The organism is uncultured Sphingomonas sp., from assembly GCF_964237335.1.
Taxonomy (GTDB): domain Bacteria; phylum Pseudomonadota; class Alphaproteobacteria; order Sphingomonadales; family Sphingomonadaceae; genus Sphingomonas.
This window is the reverse complement of sequence record NZ_CAXSHM010000008.1, coordinates 11415-29446: the sequence shown is the minus strand read 5'-3', so window position 1 is coordinate 29446 and position 18032 is coordinate 11415. Positions and strand designations below refer to the sequence as shown.

The following is an 18032-nucleotide window of genomic DNA, read 5'->3' as shown; positions in this document are numbered from 1 at the left end:
ACTGGACTTTCGACGCGGAGAAGCGGATGCGGGATATCGCAAGGAGATACGACGATGGCCGGCATGGCGCGCTTTTCATGGGACGATCCGTTCCTGCTTGACGATCAGCTGACGGACGACGAACGGATGGTGCGCGATACGGCGCAGGCCTATGCACAGGATCGCCTGGCGCCGCGCATCGTCGCCGCGTTCCGCGACGAGCATACCGATCCCGCTATTTTCGCCGAGATGGGTGAGCTTGGCCTCCTCGGTCCGACGATCCCGGAGGAATATGGCGGCGTTGGCGCGAGCTACGTCGCCTATGGCTTGGTAGCACGCGAGGTGGAGCGGATCGACTCGGGCTACCGCTCGATGATGAGCGTCCAGTCGAGCCTGGTGATGTACCCGATCTTCTCCTACGGATCGGAAGAACAACGCCGCAAGTATCTGCCCAAGCTGGCGTCCGGCGAGTGGATCGGCTGTTTCGGGCTGACCGAACCCGACGCGGGCTCCGACCCTGGCGGCATGACGACGCGCGCGCGCAAGGTCGAGGGCGGCTATGTGATCTCGGGCGCGAAGACGTGGATCAGCAACTCGCCGATCGCGCATGTCTTCGTGATCTGGGCGAAGTCGGACGCGCACGGCGGCGCGATCCGCGGGTTCGTCCTGGAACGCGGCGCCAAGGGGCTCGAGACGCCCAAGATCGAGGGCAAGCTGTCGTTGCGCGCGTCGATCACCGGCATGATCATGATGGACGAGGTCGAGGTCGGCGAGGACGCGTTGCTGCCCGACGTCCAGGGCCTCAAGGGTCCGTTCGGCTGTCTCAACCGTGCGCGCTACGGCATCAGCTGGGGCTCGCTGGGGGCGGCCGAGTTCTGCTTCCACGCCGCGCGCCAATATGGCCTCGATCGCAAGCAGTTCGGCACGCCGCTGGCGGGGCGACAGCTCTACCAGAAGAAGCTGGCGGACATGGAGACGGAGATCGCGCTGGGGCTGCAGGCGTCGCTGCGCGTCGGCCGGTTGATGGACCTGGGCAAGTTCGCGCCCGAGATGGTCTCGATCGTCAAGCGCAACAACGTCGGCAAGGCCCTTGATATCGCTCGCGTCGCGCGGGACATGCACGGCGGCAACGGCATCTCGGGCGAATATGGCGTGATGCGCCACCTGATGAACCTCGAGACGGTCAACACCTATGAAGGCGCACACGACGTCCACGCGCTGATCCTCGGACGCGCGATCACCGGCATCGCGGCGTTCTGAAATGGCCGTGACGATCGCATCTACCGCGTTCGTCCTCGCCGTTCCCGATGCAGAAGCCAGCGCCCGCTGGTGGATTGACGAGTTGGGGTTCGAGCTTGCCCTCGCGATCGAGAGTTGGCGTTTCGTGCGGCGCGGCGCTTGCGAGATCAGGCTCGGTTCCTGCCCCAACGCGCCCGCGGCAGCGGCGATCGGCGACCACAGCTATTTCGCATACATCGTCGTCGACGATGTGGAGACGCTGGTTCGACAGATCGGACCCAGCGTCGAGCGGCTATTCGCCCTAACGGATCGCCCATGGGGCTTCCGGGAAATCGGTTTGAGGACGCCCGATGGCCACCGGTTCATGCTCGCACAGCCAATAAGCTGAGATGACCCGCTTCACCGTCAACGACCAGGCGGTCGAATATCGGATGGACCCGGCGACGCCGCTGCTGTGGGCGTTGCGGGACGCGTCGAATCTGACCGGCGCCAAATATGGCTGCGGCACCGGGCAGTGCGGCGCCTGCACGGTGGATGTGGACGGCGAGGCGGTGCGATCGTGCCGCGTACCGATCGGATCGATCGAAGGGAGCCAGGTCACCACGATCGAGGGGCTGTCGCGCGAGCGGGAGCATCCGGTGCAACTCGCCTTCATCGCCGCCGGCGTGCCGCAATGCGGCTTCTGTATCCCCGGCATCGTGATGGCGGCGGCGGCGCTGCTGCGGAAGAACGCCAGCCCGAGCGAGGTTCAGATCCGTGCGGCGATCACCAACCTGTGCCGCTGCGGCATCCACCCGCGCCTGGTCGACGCGATCGGCCACGCGGCGCGTGCCGCGCGCGGCGAGGAGGTGCTGCCGATTGGCGCGCGGCCCGGGATCGATGCGGCGGAGGCGGCGCGGCTGGTGCCCGCCCTCTCGCCGCCCGCTCTCTCACCGCCCGCCCGTCCCCGCTGACGGCCAAGCTGTCGTTTCGCTGACGCACCGGTTCAGGCATCGATCAGCGCGGCTCGGGCATTAGTGCGGCATGGCTTCGACGAGCGACGCCGATTTACGGGGAGTGATGATTATGGCGAGGACGATCACCAGAACGGGTGTGGCGGCGCTGCTGGCCGCATCGATGCTGGCGCCGATGGTGGCGCAGGCAAGCGGTGCTGGCCAGGGCTCGGGATGGCAGGACCGTCAGGACGGCCGCCGCGACGACGGCCAGGCCGATCAGCGCGACGCGAACGGCCGGCCGATCAATCGGCAGGGTCAGGGTCAACCGGGTGGCCAGCCCCAGGCACAAGCCGGGCAGCAGGGCTATCGCGGCGGTCCGGATGGCCAGCGCGGCCCCGACAGCCAGCCGGGCGCCTACCGCGGCGGTCAAGGCGGTGGCCAGTACGGCAACCAGCCCAACCGTGGTGGTCAGGGCTACATGGCCGGCCAGGGCAGCAACGGCGGCTATCGCGGGCCGGGCTACGGCGGTCCGCGCGGTGGCCAGGGCGGCGGATGGAACAACGGCTGGCGGCAGGACCGGCGCTATGACTGGAACGGATATCGCCAGCAGAACCGCCGCGCCTTCGCCCTGCCGCGCTATGCCGCGCCTTATGGCTGGCACGGTGGCTATCGCCGGTTCTCGGTCGGCGTGTCGCTGAACGCGGCGTTGTTCGGGCGCAGCTACTGGATCGCCGATCCGTACGCCTATCGCCTGCCGCCGGCTTATGGCCCGTTCCGCTGGGTGCGCTACTATAACGACGCGCTGCTCGTGGACCTGCGCAGCGGCGCCGTGGTGGATGGCGTGTACGGCATCTTCTACTGATCGCTCCGGAAGGGGTCGGGCGCGGCGAAGGCCGTGTCCGACCCCTTCGCCCCTCGTATCCTGCGCCCTCTTGTCTTTTGCGTGGCGCACGGCAGGAAGCGGCCATGGCACTCGCCCGCACCATCGCCACCGGTCGCCCCTCGCCCACCCGCCGGCTCACCGGATCGGCGGTGGCCGCAAGGCTCGAGGCCGACCCGGCCGTCACCCAGGTCGCGGTACCAGACGTGCAATTCTACTATCGCGAGAACTTCCTCGACGAGGCGAGCTGCGCCGGCCTGGTCGCGATGATCGACGCGCGCCGCCGGCCCTCGACGTTGCTGTCCGACAGGGGCGACGCGACCTTCCGCACCAGCGAGAGCTGCGACATGGATCGCTGGTCGCCGGACGTTCGGCCGACGGATGAGGCGATCGCCGCGCTGCTCGGCCTCGCGCCCGAACATGGCGAGACGATGCAGGGGCAGCGCTACGCTCCCGGACAGCATTTCCGCGCTCACCACGATTTCTTCCACGAGGGCGAAAGCTATTGGCCCCGGATGATGGAGAGCGGTGGTCAGCGCACCTGGACGTCGATGATCTATCTTAACGACGTGGAGGAAGGCGGCGCTACCTGGTTCCCGCAGGCGGGGGTGAAGATCGCGCCGCAGCGTGGCCTGCTGCTCGCGTGGAACAACATGAAACCCGATGGCAGTCCCAACGAGTTGACGCTGCACGAGGGCATGCCCGTGATCGAGGGCGTCAAATACATCATCACCAAATGGTTTCGCGAAGGCCATTGGATCAAGTAGCGCGTCGGCGGGGCGACAGCCGGGCGATCAAGGGGCGACGGAACATGACGGGCTATGGCACTGCGGCGGCGATGGCGTCGCTCATCGCCTTGGCCGCGCCTGTGGCCGCGCGCGCGCAGGACGCGGCGCCGCTGCCCGCCGATCAGCGGATCGCGATCCATGGCCAGGCGACCTTCGTCGGCCAGGCGACGCCCGGCTTCCGCGATCCATACGACGGCCCCAACAGCCTGACGCCCGATCAGGCCAAGGAGACGGTGGACGTCACCGCCTATGTCGGTGCCTCGCCGTGGCATGGGGCCGAGCTGTGGGCGAACCCGGAGATCGACCAGGGGTTCGGCCTGTCGAACACGCTGGGTGCCGCGGGTTTTCCGAGCGCCGAGGCGTATAAGGTGGGCAAGTCGGCGCCATACCTTCGCCTGCAGCGCCTGTTCTTCCGCCAGACGATAGACCTTGGCGGCGCACGCGAGGCGGTGGCAAGCGTCGCGAATCAACTCGGCGGTTCGCGAACATCGGATCGTATCGTGTTGACTTTGGGCAAATTCAGCGTCGGCGACGTGTTCGACACCAATGCCCTTGCGCACGATCCGCGCGCCGACTTCCTGAACTGGTCGGCGGTGGACGCAGGCAGCTTCGACTACGCAGCGGACGCTTGGGGCTACAGCTACGGCGTCGCGGCGGAATGGTACCGGGGCGCGTGGACGTGGCGGCTCGGCGCGTTCGACCTGTCGAAGGTGCCCAACGGCGAGACGCTGGAAACCGGCTTCGGCCAGTATCAGATCGATGCGGAGGTGGAACATCGCCACACGCTGAACGGCCGGCCGGGCGCGGTGCGGCTGACGCTGTGGCGCAACCGGGGCCGGTTCAGCAGCTTCGCCGACGCGCTCGCATTGGCGGCGGCGACCGGCGAGGCACCCGATCCGAGCCTCACGCGCCGGCCACGGACGCGGGTCGGCGCCTCGGTCAACGGCGAGCAGGCGGTGAGCGACACGCTCGGGCTGTTCGCGCGCGCAGGGATAGCGGACGGCAGCATCGAGCCGTATGATTTCACCGACATCGACCGCACCGTGCAGGCGGGCGGCGTGCTGGCGGGCAAGGGGTGGGGGCGCCCGGGCGACCGGATCGGGCTCGCCGCGATCGTCAACGGCATCTCGGCGGAGCATCGGCGCTATCTCGCGGCGGGCGGGCTCGGGGTGCTTGTGGGCGATGGCCAGCTACCGCATCCGGGCGCGGAGGCGATCGGCGAGGGGTGGTACGCGGTCGGGCTCGGTACGCACGCCACCGTGACCCTCGACTATCAGTTGATCGTCGACCCCGGCTACAACCGCGACCGCGGCCCGGTGAGCGTCGTCGCCTTGCGCGCGCATTACGGGATTTGACGTTCCCGTCATCCCCGCCAGATCCTGTCATCCCCGCGAAGGCGGGGACCCATCTCCCGCCGTTTGCGCGCGTACGATGGTCGCGAGATGGGCCCCCGCCTTCGCGGGGGTGACGATGTGCAGGTGAGAGCCCCTGTTAACCCTCTGACGATCGGCGCATAGCCGCTCCCATGCCCACAGCGCTCAACATCGATCGGTCGATCCTCGGCCAACCCTGGCGTTGGCGGCACCTCGAAGCGGATGCGCGTGACGGGCTGGTGCCCGACGATCTGGTGACGCAACTGCTGCTCGCCCGCGGCGCGCCGCGCGAGGCGCTGGAAGAGCATCGCCTGCCGTCGATCCGCGGCTTCATGCCCGATCCGTCGATCTTCCGCGACATGGATCGCGCGGCGGAGCGGCTCGCCGATGCGGTCCAGGCGCGCGAGACGGTCGCGATCTTCGGCGATTACGACGTCGACGGCGCGACCTCGGCGGCGCTGCTGCTGCTGGTGCTGCGCGACCTCGGGATCGAGGCGCGCGCCTACATCCCCGACCGGTTGACCGAAGGATATGGCCCGTCCGCGCCGGCGATGGCACGGCTGGCGGCGGAGGGCGCGTCGCTGATCGTGACGGTCGATTGCGGGGCGCAGGCGTTCGAGCCGCTCGCCCACGCGCGCGACATCGGTGTCGCGGTGATCGTCGTCGACCATCACCAGTGCGGCAGCACGCTTCCTCATGCGCATTCGGTGGTGAACCCCAATCGGCTGGACGAGGGCGAAGGCGCCGCGCACGGCCATCTGGCCGCGGTCGGCATCGTCTGGCTGCTCGCCGCCGCGCTGGTGCGGACGCTGCGGGGGCGCGGGTTCTTCGCGGGGCGCGCCGAGCCGCGGCTGCTCGACCGGCTCGACCTGGTGGCGCTCGGCACGGTCGCCGACGTGGCGCAGTTGCGCGGGCTCAACCGCGCGTTCGTGGCGCAGGGGCTGAAGGTGATGGCGCGGCGCCGCCACATCGGCCTCGCCGCGCTGGCGGAGGCATCCAGGCTGACGCGCGCGCCGACCTGCACCGATCTCGGCTTCGCGCTCGGCCCGCGGATCAACGCCGGCGGCCGGGTGGGCCGCGCGGATCTGGGCGTGCGGCTGCTCACCACCACCGACCCCATCGAGGCGCGCGCGCTGGCCGAGGAGCTCGACCGGCTGAACGAGGAGCGCCGGGGGCTGGAAGGACTGGTACAGGAGGAGGCGGACCGGCTTGCGCGCGACGGGACCGGCGCGGTCGCGGTCGCCGCCGGGCACGGCTGGCATCCCGGCGTGATCGGCATCGTGGCCGGGCGGCTGAAGGAGGCGCTCGGTCGGCCGGCGATCGTCATCGCGTTAGGTGAGGATGGGATCGGCAAGGGATCGGGCCGGTCGATCACGGGCGTCGACCTCGGCAAGGCGGTGCTCGCCGCGCGCGAGCAGGGCCTGCTGGAGGCGGGCGGCGGCCATGCGATGGCGGCGGGCCTGACGATCCGCGCCGACAAGGTGGCCGAGTTCGCCGCTTGGCTCGACGCCAAGCTGGCGGACGCGGTGGCGCGGGCGAGCGCGGCGCGGGCGCTGCTGCTCGACACGATGGTCGCGCCGTCGGGCGTCAACCCGCTGCTGGTCGACGCGCTGGAGGCGGGCGGGCCGTACGGCGCCGGCTGGCCTTCCCCGCGTGTCGCCGCCGGGCCGGTGCGGGTGGTGAAGGCGGACGTCGTCGGCAACGGCCACGTCCGCGCGATCGTCGCGGGCGACGACGGCCGCAGCCTGAAGGCGATGGCGTTCCGCCACGCCGACACGCCGCTCGGCCAGGCACTGCTGGGCGCGAGCCACCGCCGGCTGTGGCTCGCGGGACGCGCGAAGCTCGACGACTGGGGCAGCCGCCCGGCGGCGGAGCTGCACGTGGATGATGCCGCCTGGGCGGACTGAGCCTTTTCGCAGGGAGCAATGCCTTTCATCCTCCCCCGCCAGGGGGAGGTGGCGCCGAAGGCGACGGAGGGGGAGGAACGGCCAACATCTCGGCTGCCTCCCCCTCCACCAGCTTCGCTGGTCCCCCTCCCCCTGGCGGGGAGGATTATTATATCAACTCGGTGTATTCAGGCCCCCAACCGCTCCACCAGCATCGTCCGCACGTTCACGCGGGCCTTCAGGCGGGCGGCGAGCAGCGCGGTGCCGCTGATCTTGCGCTGGGCGAACAGCATGTCAGCGGGCGGCAGGTGCCAGGTCGCGCGGTCCGCCGCCATCGCCATGCCTTCGTCGCGCAACGGGCCGACGAAGCTGCGGTCGCCGAAGTCGAACGGCCCCGGCCGGTTCATTTCGCGCAGGACCACGTCGATCATGCGGTCGATGCTCGCGCGGTGCCGGTCGAGCGCCGCAGGGGCGAGCAGCCCGGCCTCCACCGCCGCCGCGCTCACCCGGTCGCGCTCGCCCGACAGTGCGGCAGTCAGCAGCAGCCGATAGGCGGCCGCGGTCGCCGGGCTAACGGTCCGCGCCGCGCCGAAATCGAGCAGCACGATCCGACGCGTCTCGGGTTGCCAGCGGTAATTGCCGAAATTGGGATCGGTCTGCATCAGCCCGAACGCGAACAGCTCGCGCAGGACGAGTTCGATCAGCGTCGCCGCCACCGTGTCGCGCACGTCCTGCGGCGCATCGGTCAGCGTCTCGATCGCGACGCCGGGCACGAAGTCCATCGCCAGCACCTGCGGCGTCGTGAACGCGGCGTCGAGCGCGGGAACGACGAAGCGCGGATCGCCCGCGAGCAGCGCGCCGAACCGGGAAAGCTGGGCGCCCTCGCGGACGTAATCCGCCTCCTCCGCCAATTGCCGCTTCGCCTCCGCCAGCAGCGGCGCGATGTCCAGCCCGGCCGGCAGCAGCCCGGACACGCGCAGCAGCGTCGCGACATTGTCGATGTCGGCGTCGATGCTCGCCGCGACGCCGGGATATTGCACCTTGATCGCCAGCACGCGGCCGTCGTGCGTCGTCGCGCGGTGGACCTGGCCGATCGAGGCGGCGGCGATCGGGCTCGCCTCGAACCGCGCGAAGCGGGTGCGCCAGGCCGCGCCCCATTGCGCGGCCAGCACCTTCTGCAACTGCGCGGGCGGCATTGGGCTCGCCTTGTCCCGCAGCCGCGCCATGATGTCGGCAAGCTCGGGCGGCAACAGGTCGCCTGCGTCCATTGAGATCATCTGGCCGAGCTTCATCGCCGCGCCGCGCAGGTGCGCGAGCTGGTCGGCGAGGCGGCCGACGTTGCCGGGCGTCAGCAGCAGGTCGTTGAGCCTCGGCCGCTCGCCGGCGGCGATGCGCCGCGTGCCCTCCGCCACCATGCCGCCGGCGACGCCGCCGGCCAGCCGCCCGAACGCGCCCAGCCGGGCAAAGCGCCCGCTCGGGACCGCGCGTCCGGGCCGGTCGAAACTGTCGTCCGCCATCATGTCCTTCCAACTGCGCAGACCAGCGACTTGGGGTCGCCGGCCGGCGGATCAACGGTGGACGCGCGCGACATGGATCACCATCTTTGCGATAAGGAGATCGCCATGACGCAATATCGCAAGACCGAGGAGGCGCTCGCCGCGCTCAGCCCCGAGGAGTTCCACGTCACGCAGAAGAGCGGTACCGAGCGGCCGGGCACGGGCAAGCTGCTGAAGAACAAGGAACCGGGCATCTACGTCGACATCGTCTCGGGCGAGCCGCTGTTCGCGTCCGCGGACAAATACGAGAGCGGCTGTGGCTGGCCGAGCTTCACCAAGCCGATCGAGCCCGCCAACGTCGCCGAGTTGCGCGACGGCTCGCTGGGCATGATGCGCGTCGAGGTCCGGTCGAAGCACGGCGACAGTCACCTGGGCCATGTATTCCCGGACGGTCCGCGCGACCGCGGTGGCCTGCGCTACTGCATCAACTCCGCCTCGCTCCGCTTCGTGCACCGTGACGACATGACGGCGCAGGGCTATGGCGCGTATCTGCCGCAGGTCGAGGAAGTCGCCTGACGGTAAAGCCCGCCGCGCTCGCGTTCGATGTGTTCGGCACCGTCGTAGACTGGCGGACGGGCATCGCACGTGAGTCGGCGGGACATCTGGCGGCGATCGGCCGGGGCGACATCGATGCGGCCGCCTTCGCCGACGCGTGGCGGGTCGAGTATCAGCCGGCGATGGCCGCAGTCCGCGACGGGCGGCGCGCGTTCGTGGTGCTCGACGTCCTCCACCGCGAGATGCTGGAGGCGGTGTTGCGCGACAATGACGTCGACCCGGACGCGCTGGGCAAAGCCATGCTGTCGGAGTGGTCGCGGGCCTGGCACCGGCTCGATCCGTGGCCGGACGCGGTGGCGGGGCTGGCCCGCCTCCGCCGCCGGTTCCCGGTGGTCACCCTGTCGAACGGCAACGTCGCGCTGATGCTCGCCTTGGCGCGACGCGGCGGGCTGGTGTGGGACGCGATCCTGGGCGCGGAGGTGACGCGCGCGTACAAGCCGACGCCCGACGCCTATCTGCGCACGGCGGACCTGCTGGCGATCGAGCCGGGGCAATTGTGCCTCGTCGCCGCGCACCACAGCGACCTCGCCGCCGCCCGCGGCTGCGGGCTGATGACGGCCTATGTCGATCGGCCGATGGAACGCGGTGGCGCCCCGGCGCCTGACGCTTATCGGCGGCAGGACTGGGACTGGGACGCGACCAGCCTGATCGACCTGGCGGACCGGCTGGGCTGCTGACGCCGGGCGATCGATCGTCCGGGCGGGTGTCGATGCCGGCAGCGCGACGTTCCGGCCTGGTTGGGCACCCGCCTCGATCCACGAGCACTCTCGCACGTCCACGTCCGGGCTGGCGTCGCGCAATGCGACGGACTAGCCTTCGCCGATAGGGGAGAATCGCGCGTGGCACGCTGGAGGGGGATCGGCTGGGTTCTTCTCGCGCTGCTGCCGGTCGCGGCGTTCGGCGATGCCCGCCCCGAGGTGGTGCTCGCCCAGCCCGGCGTCGGTGGCGGCGCGATCGAACGCTACACGCTCCGCTTCAGCCAGCCGATGGTCGCGCTCGGCGATCCGCGCGCGGCGGCACCGTTCAGGACGGGGTGCGCGGGCACCGGCCGCTGGGTCGATCAGCAGAACTGGGTCTATGACTTCGCCAAGCCGCTCGCCGGCGGCACGACTTGCCAGTTCGACGCGGTGGACGGCGTCAAGAGCGTCGCGGGCATCGCGCTCGCGGGCCGGCACCGCTTCACCGTCGACGCAGGCGGCCCGGTCGCGCGCGCGGTGCTGCCGCGCAGCCATGACGAGGGCATCGAGGAGGACCAGGTGTTCCTCGTCGCCGCCAACATGCCGCCGTCGCGCGCCTCGGTCGCCGCCAACGCCTATTGCGCGGTGGACGGGATCGGCGAGAAGATCCCGGTGGACGTGCTCGCGCCCGATCTGCCCGGCAAGCTGCTCGCGGCGATGGGCACGTCCCGCTACCAGGTCAGCAGCTTCATTGAGGAGGCGGGGCTGCCCGCCACCCTGCCCGCCGCCGCCGCCGACCGTACCCGCGCGCTGGCGCGCGTCGTCGCGTTAAAATGCCGCCGCCCGCTGCCGCCCGGGCGCGACATGGCGCTCGTCTGGGGCGGGCAGATCGCCGGCGCCGGCGGCAAGCTCGCGGGCGCCGACCAGCGGTTCGACTATACCGTCCGCAAGCCGTTCACTGCGCGCTTCGAATGCAGCCGCGTTAACGCGCAGGCGGGGTGCAGCCCGGTCGAGAAGGCCTGGGTGCGCTTCACCGCGCCGATCGCGACGAGCGCCGCGTACGCGATCCGCCTACGCCTGCCCGACGGCCGCGAGATCGCGCCGAGCATCGACAAGCAGGAAGGACATGGCACCGCCCACCAGGACGCAACGACCAGCGACGTCTCGTTCGCGGCGCCGCTGCCGTTCGACACCGTCGCCAAGCTCGTGCTGCCCGCCGGGATCAAGGACGAGAGCGGTCGCCCGCTCGCCAACGCCGCGCGCTTCCCGCTCGACGTGCGGATCGACCGCGCGCCGCCGCTGGTGAAGTTCGCCGACGGCTTCGGCATCCTTGAGGCGCGGCAGGGCGGCGTGCTGCCGGTTACGGTGCGCAACGTGGAGCCCGCGCTGCAGGAGCAGGTCAAAGGAGTCAGCGGCCAGTCGCTGCGGGTCGCCGGGAGCGACGGCGACGTCGCGCGCTGGCTCCGCACCGTCGACAAGGCGGACGCCGAGAAGTTCGATCCCGTGAAGCCCCGGCATGAGGGCGGGGACACCACCTACATCAACCGCACCGGCGCGGCGCCGATCCTGCCAGCCAACGGTGCCAGCGCGATGACGGTGGCGCTGCCCGGCAAGGGCCGCGACTTCGAGGTGGTCGGCATCCCGCTCGGGCGCCCTGGCTTCTACGTCGTCGAGCTGGCGAGCCCCGTGCTCGGCCGCGCGCTGCTCGGCCGGGAGGCGCCCCGCTACGTCGCCAGCGCCGCGCTCGTCACCAACATGACGGTGCACTTCAAATGGGGCCGCGAACGCAGCCTCGCCTGGGTGACTGCGCTCGACACCGGCAAGCCGGTCGCCAACGCCGCAGTGCAGGTGAGCGACAGCTGCTCCGGCAAGCCGCTGGCGCGCGGCATCACCGACCGCTCGGGCGGGCTGATGGTCCCTGCCGGCCTGCCCGCGCCCAACAGCGCATCGGGCTGCGGCGACGACGATGCGACCCACGATCACCCGCTGATGATCTCCGCGCGGCTCGGCGACGATTTCTCGTTCGTGCTGACCGAGTGGAACCGCGGCATCGGTCCGTCCGACTTCGAGCTGCCTTTTGGCTATGACGCGCCGGGCGCGCTGATCCACACGATCTTCGACCGCGCGCTCGTCCGCCAGGGCGAGACGGTGCACATGAAGCACCTCTACCGCCAGCCTGTCGGGAACGGCTTCACCATCCCAGCGGGCTTCACCGGCACGCTGCGGCTGTCGCATCGCGGCTCCGAGACCCAGTTCGAGCAGCCGCTGACGATCGACGCGCGCGGGATCGGCGAGAGTCTGTGGGCGGTGCCGCAGGGCGCGCCGCTCGGCGATTATGACGTGACGGTGATCCGCGACGGCCAGCCGATCGCGACCGGCCAGTCGGTGCGCGTCGACGAGTACAAACTGCCGACGATGCGCGCGACCGTCACCGGGCCCAAGGGCGCGCTCGTGCGGCCCAAGGCCGTGCCGCTCGACCTGTACGTCGGCTATCTCGCCGGCGGTGGCGCATCCAACCTGCCGGTCGACGTCCGCGTCGGCTGGTTCGCGCGCTCGGCGTCGCTCGACGGCTATGACGCCTATACGTTCGGCGGCGATGCGGTCGTCGAAGGCGTCAAGCCGCTCGACGGCGACGGCGACGACAATGCGACCAAGCTGCCGCCGACGCAGACGCTGCCCGCGACGCTGGGCGGCGATGGGACCGGCCATGCGACGATCGACGTGCCCGGCGGCCTCGACGGCCAGACCGAGATGCGCGTCGAAATGGATTATCAAGACGCCAACGGTCAGGTGCTGACCGCGACCAGGTCGATCCCGATCTTCCCGGCGGCGGTGCAGCTCGGAATCGGCTCGGACGGGTGGATGATGCGCGCGGACGACCTGCGCCTGAAGTTCGTCGCGCTCGACACCGACGGCAAGCCGATCCGCGGCCAGAAGATCAGCGTCGCGCTGTACAGCCGCGAGATATTGACCGCGCGGCGCCGGCTGATCGGCGGCTTCTATGCGTACGACAACCAGATGCGCACGACCAAGCTCGCGACGAGCTGCACCGCGACCACTGATGCGCAGGGCTTCGCGCGCTGCGCGGTCGACCCGTCCGTCTCGGGCGAGGTCTATGCCGTCGCGACTGCCACCGACGCGGACGGCAACACGACCCGCGCGGTCAGGAGCGTGTGGCTGGCGGGCAACGACGACTGGTGGTTCGGCGGCGACAATGGCGACCGCATGGACGTGGTGCCCGAGAAGACCGCCTATGCCGCGGGCGAGACCGCGCGTTTCCAGGTGCGCATGCCGTTCCGCCACGCGACCGCGCTGGTCAGCGTCGAGCGTGAGGGCGTGCTCTCCAGCTTCACGACCGAACTCGACGGGACCGATCCGGTGATCGAGGTGCCGATGTCGGGCGCCTATGCCCCCGACGTGTTCGTATCGGTGATGGTGGTGCGGGGCCGCGTCGAATATGGCTGGTGGAGCTGGCTGACCGCGCTCGGCCGCAAGCTCGGGTTGGTGAAGACCCCCGACGAGGCGGCGGAGCCGACCGCGCTGGTCGATCTCGCGCGGCCCTCCTACCGGATCGGCATCGCCAAGGTGAAGGTCGGGTGGGAGGCGCATCGCCTCTCCGTCGCCGTCCGTGCCGATCGCGAGCGCTACGCCGCGCGCGACACCGCGCAGGTGCTGGTCCAGGTGCACCGGCCGGACGGCAGCCCGGCGCGCACCGCCGACGTCGCCTTCGCCGCGGTCGACCAGGCGCTGCTCCAGCTCGCGCCCAACGAGAGCTGGGACGTGCTGACCGCGATGATGGGCGAGCGGCCGCTGTCGGTGCTGACCTCCACCGCGCAGATGCAGGTCGTCGGCAAGCGCCATTATGGCCGCAAGGCGGTGGAGGCCGGCGGCGGGGGCGGAGGCGGCGATCAGGCGGCGCTCAACCGCGAGAACTTCCAGCCGGTGCTGCTGTGGCGCGGCCGCGTCGCGCTCGACGCGAACGGACGGGCGCGCGTCGCCGTGCCGCTGTCGGACGCGCTGTCCTCGTTCAAGCTCGTCGCGATCGCCGACGACGGCGCCGGGATGTTCGGCACCGGCGAGACGACCGTTCGTACCGCGCAGGACCTGTCGGTCTATGCCGGCCTGCCGCCGCTGGTGCGCAGCGGCGACTGGTATGCGGCGGGGTTCACGCTGCGCAACGGATCGGCGCGGCCGATGACCGTCACCGCGACCGTCGACCTGCAACCGCGCATCGCCACCGGCCATCCGATCACCGTGACGATTCCCGCCGGCGGCGCGGCGCCGATCGCCTGGAACCTGACCGCGTCCGAGGGCGTGGTAGCGCTACGCTGGCAGGTGTCGGCCCGCAGCTCGGACGGCAAGGCGGCGGACCGGCTGACGGTAAGCCAGGACGTGATCCCGGCGACGCCGGTCGACACGTGGGCGTCGGCGTTGTCGCGGGTCGGTGACACCGGCTCGATCCTGATCGCCCCGCCCACCGGCGCGCTGCCCGGGCGCGGGAGCGTCGACGTGCGGCTCGACGACAGCCTCGCGCCGCCGCTCGCCGGCGTGCGGTCGTACATGACCGATTACCCGTACAACTGCTTCGAGCAGCGTCTGTCGCGGGTCGTCGTGCTCGGCGACCAGGCGGGGTGGCAGAAATTGGTGGCGGACCTGCCGACCTATCAGGCGAGCGACGGCCTGCTCCGCTATTGGCCGTCGGACAGCCTCGACGGGTCGGAGGCGCTGACCGCCTATGTCCTCTCGATCACCAGCGAGGCGGGGCTGGCGATCCCCGACGCGGCGCGGACGAAGATGATCGAGGGGCTGAAGGCGGTGCTCGACGGGCGCGTCCGGCACGAGAGCTATGGCGACGTCCGGCTCCAGCGGCTGGCGGCCTACGCCGCGCTCGCCCGCGCCGGCGCGGCGACGCCGGCGATGCTAGGCCAGATCGGCATCGCGCCTGCCGAGATGCAGACGGCCAGCCTCGCCGACTATCTGGTCGCGCTCGACCACACCCCCGGGCTCGCCAACGCGGGCGCGCTGCGGGCACAGGGCGAGGACGTGCTGCGGTCGCGGCTGGTGTACGAGGGCGTGCGTATCGACCTGACGGATCGCGACGCCGCCGCCTGGTGGCTGATGGACTCGGCCGACGAAGGCGCACTCAAAGCGCTGATCGCGACGCTCGGGCGGCCCGGCTGGCAGGACGACGGCCCCAGGATGATGGTCGGCGCCGCCGCGCGCCAGAGCCACGGCCATTGGGACACGACGACCGCCAACGCCTGGGGCACACTCGCCGCGCGCAAGTTCGCGGGCCTCTATCCGGCGGGCGCGATCGCGGGCACGACGACGCTGTCGCTGGCGGGGCGCAGCATCGCCAAGGCCTGGCCGCTCGCTACCGACGCCCGCACCGCGAGCTTCGGCCTGCCGCGCGCGCCGACCCCGCTGCTGCTGCGCCAGAGCGGCGGCGCCGGGCCGTGGGCGACCGTATCGGTACGCGCGGCGGTGCCGCTCAGCCAGCCGCTGTTCGCGGGCTATCGGCTGACCCGCAAGGTCGAGGTCGTGCAGGCGAGGCACCCCGGCCAGTTGACCCGCGGCGACGTCCTGCGCGTGACGCTGACCGTCGAGGCGTCGGCGGAGCGTAACTGGGTGGTCGTCAGCGACCCTGTCCCCGCCGGCGCGACGATCGTCGGCGATCTGGGCGGCCAGTCGCAGCTGCTGGCCGGCGGCGCGACGGGATCGGGCGCCTCGCCCTCCTACGTCGAGCGCGGGCGCGAGGCGTGGCGCGGCTATTTCGCCTGGCTGCCGCGCGGCACGGTCACCGTCAGCTACACGCTGCGGCTGAACGGCGCCGGCCGCTTCAGCCTGCCGCCGAGCCACGTCGAGGCGATGTACGCGCCCGCCATCCGCGCGAGCGTACCCAATGCGCCGGTCGTGGTGGCAGGCCGGTGATGGGATTGACCGGGTCGCCCTTACTCTTCCGCAGCTTCGCTGCTCCCTCTCTCTCCCATCGGGAGAGGGAAAGGAGCCGCCGCAGGCGGCGGGAAGGGTGAGGGCGATCGTGAAGCCGCGACTCCTCCTGGCCTTTACGGTCTTCCTCGCCGCCGCGCTGGACTGGCTCACTTATCCCCCGCCCCTTCCCACCTACGACGCGGTCCGCGCGGCCTGGCGCCCTTCGGAGGCATGGCTGTACGATCGTCACGGCGCGCTGCTCGACAGCGAGCGGGTGGACTTCGCGCAGCGGCGGCTCGGCTGGGTGCCGATCGACCATGTCGCGCCGGTCGCGCGCGAGGCGATCGTCGCGGCGGAGGATCATCGCTTCGCAAACCATGGCGGCGTCGACTGGCTCGCGCTCGCGGGCGCCGCGCGCGACCGGCTCGTCCGCCACCGGTCGCGCGGCGCCTCCACGCTGTCGATGCAGGTCGCGGGCTTCCTCGCGCCCGGGCTCGCGGCGCCCGGCACGCGCGGCTGGCTCGACAAGCTGCGCCAGATGCGCGCCGCCCGCGCGCTTGAGGCGGACTGGTCGAAGAACCGAATCCTGGAGGCATACCTCAACCTCGCCGGCTATCGCGGCGAGGCGCAGGGGATCGGCGCCGCCGCGCTCGGCCTTTTCGGCAAGACGCCCGACGCGTTGAGCCGCGACGACGCGCTGCTGCTGGCGGCGCTGCTGCCCGACCAGCGCGTCGCTGCGCCCACGCTCGCACGCCGCGCCTGCGCCCTGGCGCATGAGCCTGACTGCACCCGCTTCGCCGGCGCCGCCGCGTCGATGCTCGGCCCAGCGCGCAGCCTCGCGCTCGATCCGGGCCTCGCCTCCCACCTCGCCGCGCGGCTGCTGACCCGCCCGGGGATGAAGGTCGCCAGCACGCTCGACCTCGGCGTCCAGCGGCTCGCGCTCGGCGCGCTTCGCCACCAGCTCCAGGGCCTCGGCGGCAGCCGCGCGCGCGACGGCGCGGTGATCGTCGTCGACAACGCATCGGGCGAGGTGCTCGCTTACGTCGGCGGGATCAGTGGCGCTTCGACCGCGCCGCAGGTCGATGCCGCGAACGCCTATCGCCAGGCCGGGTCGACGCTGAAGCCGTTCCTGTACGCGCAGGCGATCGAGCGCGGCTATCTGACCGCCGCGTCGATCCTCGACGATTCGCCCGTCCAACTCGACACGGCCTCCGGGCTGTACGTGCCGCAGAATTACGACAAGGGGTTCAAGGGCCCCGTGTCGGCGCGGATCGCGCTCGCGGGGTCGCTCAACGTTCCCGCCGTGCGCACGCTGCTGCTGGTCGGGGTCGATCCGTTCCGCGACCGGCTGTGGGGCACGGGCTATCGCGGGCTGGTCGAGGACGGCGACTTTTACGGCTACAGCCTCGCGCTCGGGTCTGCGGAGGTCACGCTGGGCGAGCAGGTCGCCGCCTATCGCGCGCTGGCGAACGGTGGGCGATGGTCGCCGCTGCGGCTGACGCTGGGGCAGTTGCCGGCCCCATCGCGGGCCGTCGCGCGTCCCGCCGCCGCGTGGATCGTCGCCGACATGATCGCCGACCCCAACGCCCGCGCCGCGACCTTCGGCCTCGACTCCGCGTTGCGCCTGCCGTTCTGGGCGGCGGTCAAGACGGGCACGTCCAAGGCGATGCGCGACAATTGGTGCATCGGCTTCACCCGCCGCTTCACCGTCGGCGTCTGGGTCGGCAACGCCGAGGGGGACCCGATGCGGGCAGTCTCAGGGACCAGCGGCGCGGCGCCGGTGTGGCGCGAGGTGATGATGGCGCTGCAAGGCGAGCGGCCCGACGCGCCGCCACCGATGCCGGCCGGCGTCGCGGCACGGCGGGTCGCCTTCGTCGGCGTGCCCGAGCAGCCGCGGCGGGAGTTCTTCCTGTCCGGCACCGGCCAGGCGCTCTTCGCGACGGCGCCGGTCGCGGCGCGCCGCCCGCGCATCATCAATCCGGTTGCCGGCAGCGTCTATGCGCTCGACCCCGACATCCCGGCCGGCCGCCAGCAACTCGCGATCGGCGTCACCGGCGCGACGGCCTCAAGCCGGGTGCTGCTCGACCAGCACGACCTTGGCCCCGCGGACGCACACCCGGCGATCCTGCCGCTGCCCGGCCGGCACTGGTTGCGGCTTATCGATACGGGTGGCGCAGTGGTCGATCGCGTGATGTTCACGGTGCGCTAGCGGAGTCACGAAGCGTCCCCGTCG

12 protein-coding genes are annotated in these 18032 nt (G+C 71.3%); 11 read left to right on the top strand and 1 reads right to left on the bottom strand.

Annotated features, from left to right (window positions below; translation table 11 throughout):
* Positions 1-54 precede the first annotated feature (54 nt).
* The 7 genes from ACFE65_RS06095 (at position 55) to recJ (ending at position 7101) form a co-directional block, all read left to right on the top strand.
* Positions 55-1239 carry an acyl-CoA dehydrogenase gene (locus ACFE65_RS06095; protein ID WP_375381456.1) on the top strand — a complete coding sequence of 395 codons (1185 nt, stop codon included), beginning with the start codon at positions 55-57 and terminating at the stop codon, positions 1237-1239.
* Between the two features lies 1 nt (position 1240).
* Positions 1241-1606 carry a VOC family protein gene (locus ACFE65_RS06090; RefSeq protein ID WP_375381455.1) on the top strand — a complete coding sequence of 122 codons (366 nt, stop codon included), beginning with the start codon at positions 1241-1243 and terminating at the stop codon, positions 1604-1606.
* 1 nt (position 1607) lies between these two features.
* Complete coding sequence (locus tag ACFE65_RS06085) at positions 1608-2171, top strand: (2Fe-2S)-binding protein (RefSeq protein ID WP_375381454.1); 564 nt, start codon at positions 1608-1610, stop codon at positions 2169-2171.
* 112 nt (positions 2172-2283) lie between these two features.
* Positions 2284-3015 (top strand): RcnB family protein, encoded by a 732-nt coding sequence (locus ACFE65_RS06080; protein ID WP_375381453.1) that lies wholly within the window; start codon positions 2284-2286, stop codon positions 3013-3015.
* Between the two features lie 104 nt (positions 3016-3119).
* Complete coding sequence (locus ACFE65_RS06075) at positions 3120-3800, top strand: prolyl hydroxylase family protein (protein ID WP_375381452.1); 681 nt, start codon at positions 3120-3122, stop codon at positions 3798-3800.
* Between the two features lie 44 nt (positions 3801-3844).
* Entirely contained in the window at positions 3845-5176 is a 1332-nt protein-coding gene (locus tag ACFE65_RS06070) for a carbohydrate porin (RefSeq protein ID WP_375381451.1), read from the top strand.
* Between the two features lie 170 nt (positions 5177-5346).
* Positions 5347-7101 carry a single-stranded-DNA-specific exonuclease RecJ gene (gene recJ, locus ACFE65_RS06065; protein WP_375381450.1) on the top strand — a complete coding sequence of 585 codons (1755 nt, stop codon included), beginning with the start codon at positions 5347-5349 and terminating at the stop codon, positions 7099-7101.
* 167 nt (positions 7102-7268) lie between these two features.
* Here recJ and ACFE65_RS06060 read toward each other — a convergent pair whose 3' ends face one another.
* Complete coding sequence (locus ACFE65_RS06060; protein ID WP_375381449.1) at positions 7269-8597, bottom strand: ABC1 kinase family protein; 1329 nt, start codon at positions 8595-8597, stop codon at positions 7269-7271.
* A 105-nt stretch (positions 8598-8702) separates the two neighbouring features.
* Between ACFE65_RS06060 and msrB the strand changes: the two genes are divergently transcribed.
* The 4 genes from msrB (at position 8703) to pbpC (ending at position 18008) form a co-directional block, all read left to right on the top strand.
* A complete protein-coding gene (gene msrB, locus ACFE65_RS06055; RefSeq protein WP_375381448.1) occupies positions 8703-9152 on the top strand; it encodes a peptide-methionine (R)-S-oxide reductase MsrB in 450 nt (149 codons plus the stop codon).
* A 29-nt stretch (positions 9153-9181) separates the two neighbouring features.
* Complete coding sequence (locus tag ACFE65_RS06050; protein WP_375381447.1) at positions 9182-9868, top strand: haloacid dehalogenase type II; 687 nt, start codon at positions 9182-9184, stop codon at positions 9866-9868.
* Between the two features lie 162 nt (positions 9869-10030).
* Positions 10031-15799, top strand: coding sequence for an alpha-2-macroglobulin (locus ACFE65_RS06045; RefSeq protein ID WP_375381446.1), 5769 nt, complete (start codon positions 10031-10033; stop codon positions 15797-15799).
* Between the two features lie 109 nt (positions 15800-15908).
* A complete protein-coding gene (gene pbpC / locus ACFE65_RS06040; RefSeq protein WP_375381445.1) occupies positions 15909-18008 on the top strand; it encodes a penicillin-binding protein 1C in 2100 nt (699 codons plus the stop codon).
* Positions 18009-18032: the final 24 nt, after the last annotated feature.

Coding starts and splice junctions, on each gene's coding strand:
- ACFE65_RS06060 (WP_375381449.1), bottom strand. CDS start 8,597: ATGGCGGACGACAGTTTCGACCGGCCCGGACGCGCGGTCCCGAGCGGG.
- ACFE65_RS06095 (WP_375381456.1), top strand. CDS start 55: ATGGCCGGCATGGCGCGCTTTTCATGGGACGATCCGTTCCTGCTTGAC.
- msrB (WP_375381448.1), top strand. CDS start 8,703: ATGACGCAATATCGCAAGACCGAGGAGGCGCTCGCCGCGCTCAGCCCC.
- ACFE65_RS06080 (WP_375381453.1), top strand. CDS start 2,284: ATGGCGAGGACGATCACCAGAACGGGTGTGGCGGCGCTGCTGGCCGCA.
- ACFE65_RS06090 (WP_375381455.1), top strand. CDS start 1,241: ATGGCCGTGACGATCGCATCTACCGCGTTCGTCCTCGCCGTTCCCGAT.
- ACFE65_RS06085 (WP_375381454.1), top strand. CDS start 1,608: ATGACCCGCTTCACCGTCAACGACCAGGCGGTCGAATATCGGATGGAC.
- recJ (WP_375381450.1), top strand. CDS start 5,347: ATGCCCACAGCGCTCAACATCGATCGGTCGATCCTCGGCCAACCCTGG.
- ACFE65_RS06075 (WP_375381452.1), top strand. CDS start 3,120: ATGGCACTCGCCCGCACCATCGCCACCGGTCGCCCCTCGCCCACCCGC.
- ACFE65_RS06070 (WP_375381451.1), top strand. CDS start 3,845: ATGACGGGCTATGGCACTGCGGCGGCGATGGCGTCGCTCATCGCCTTG.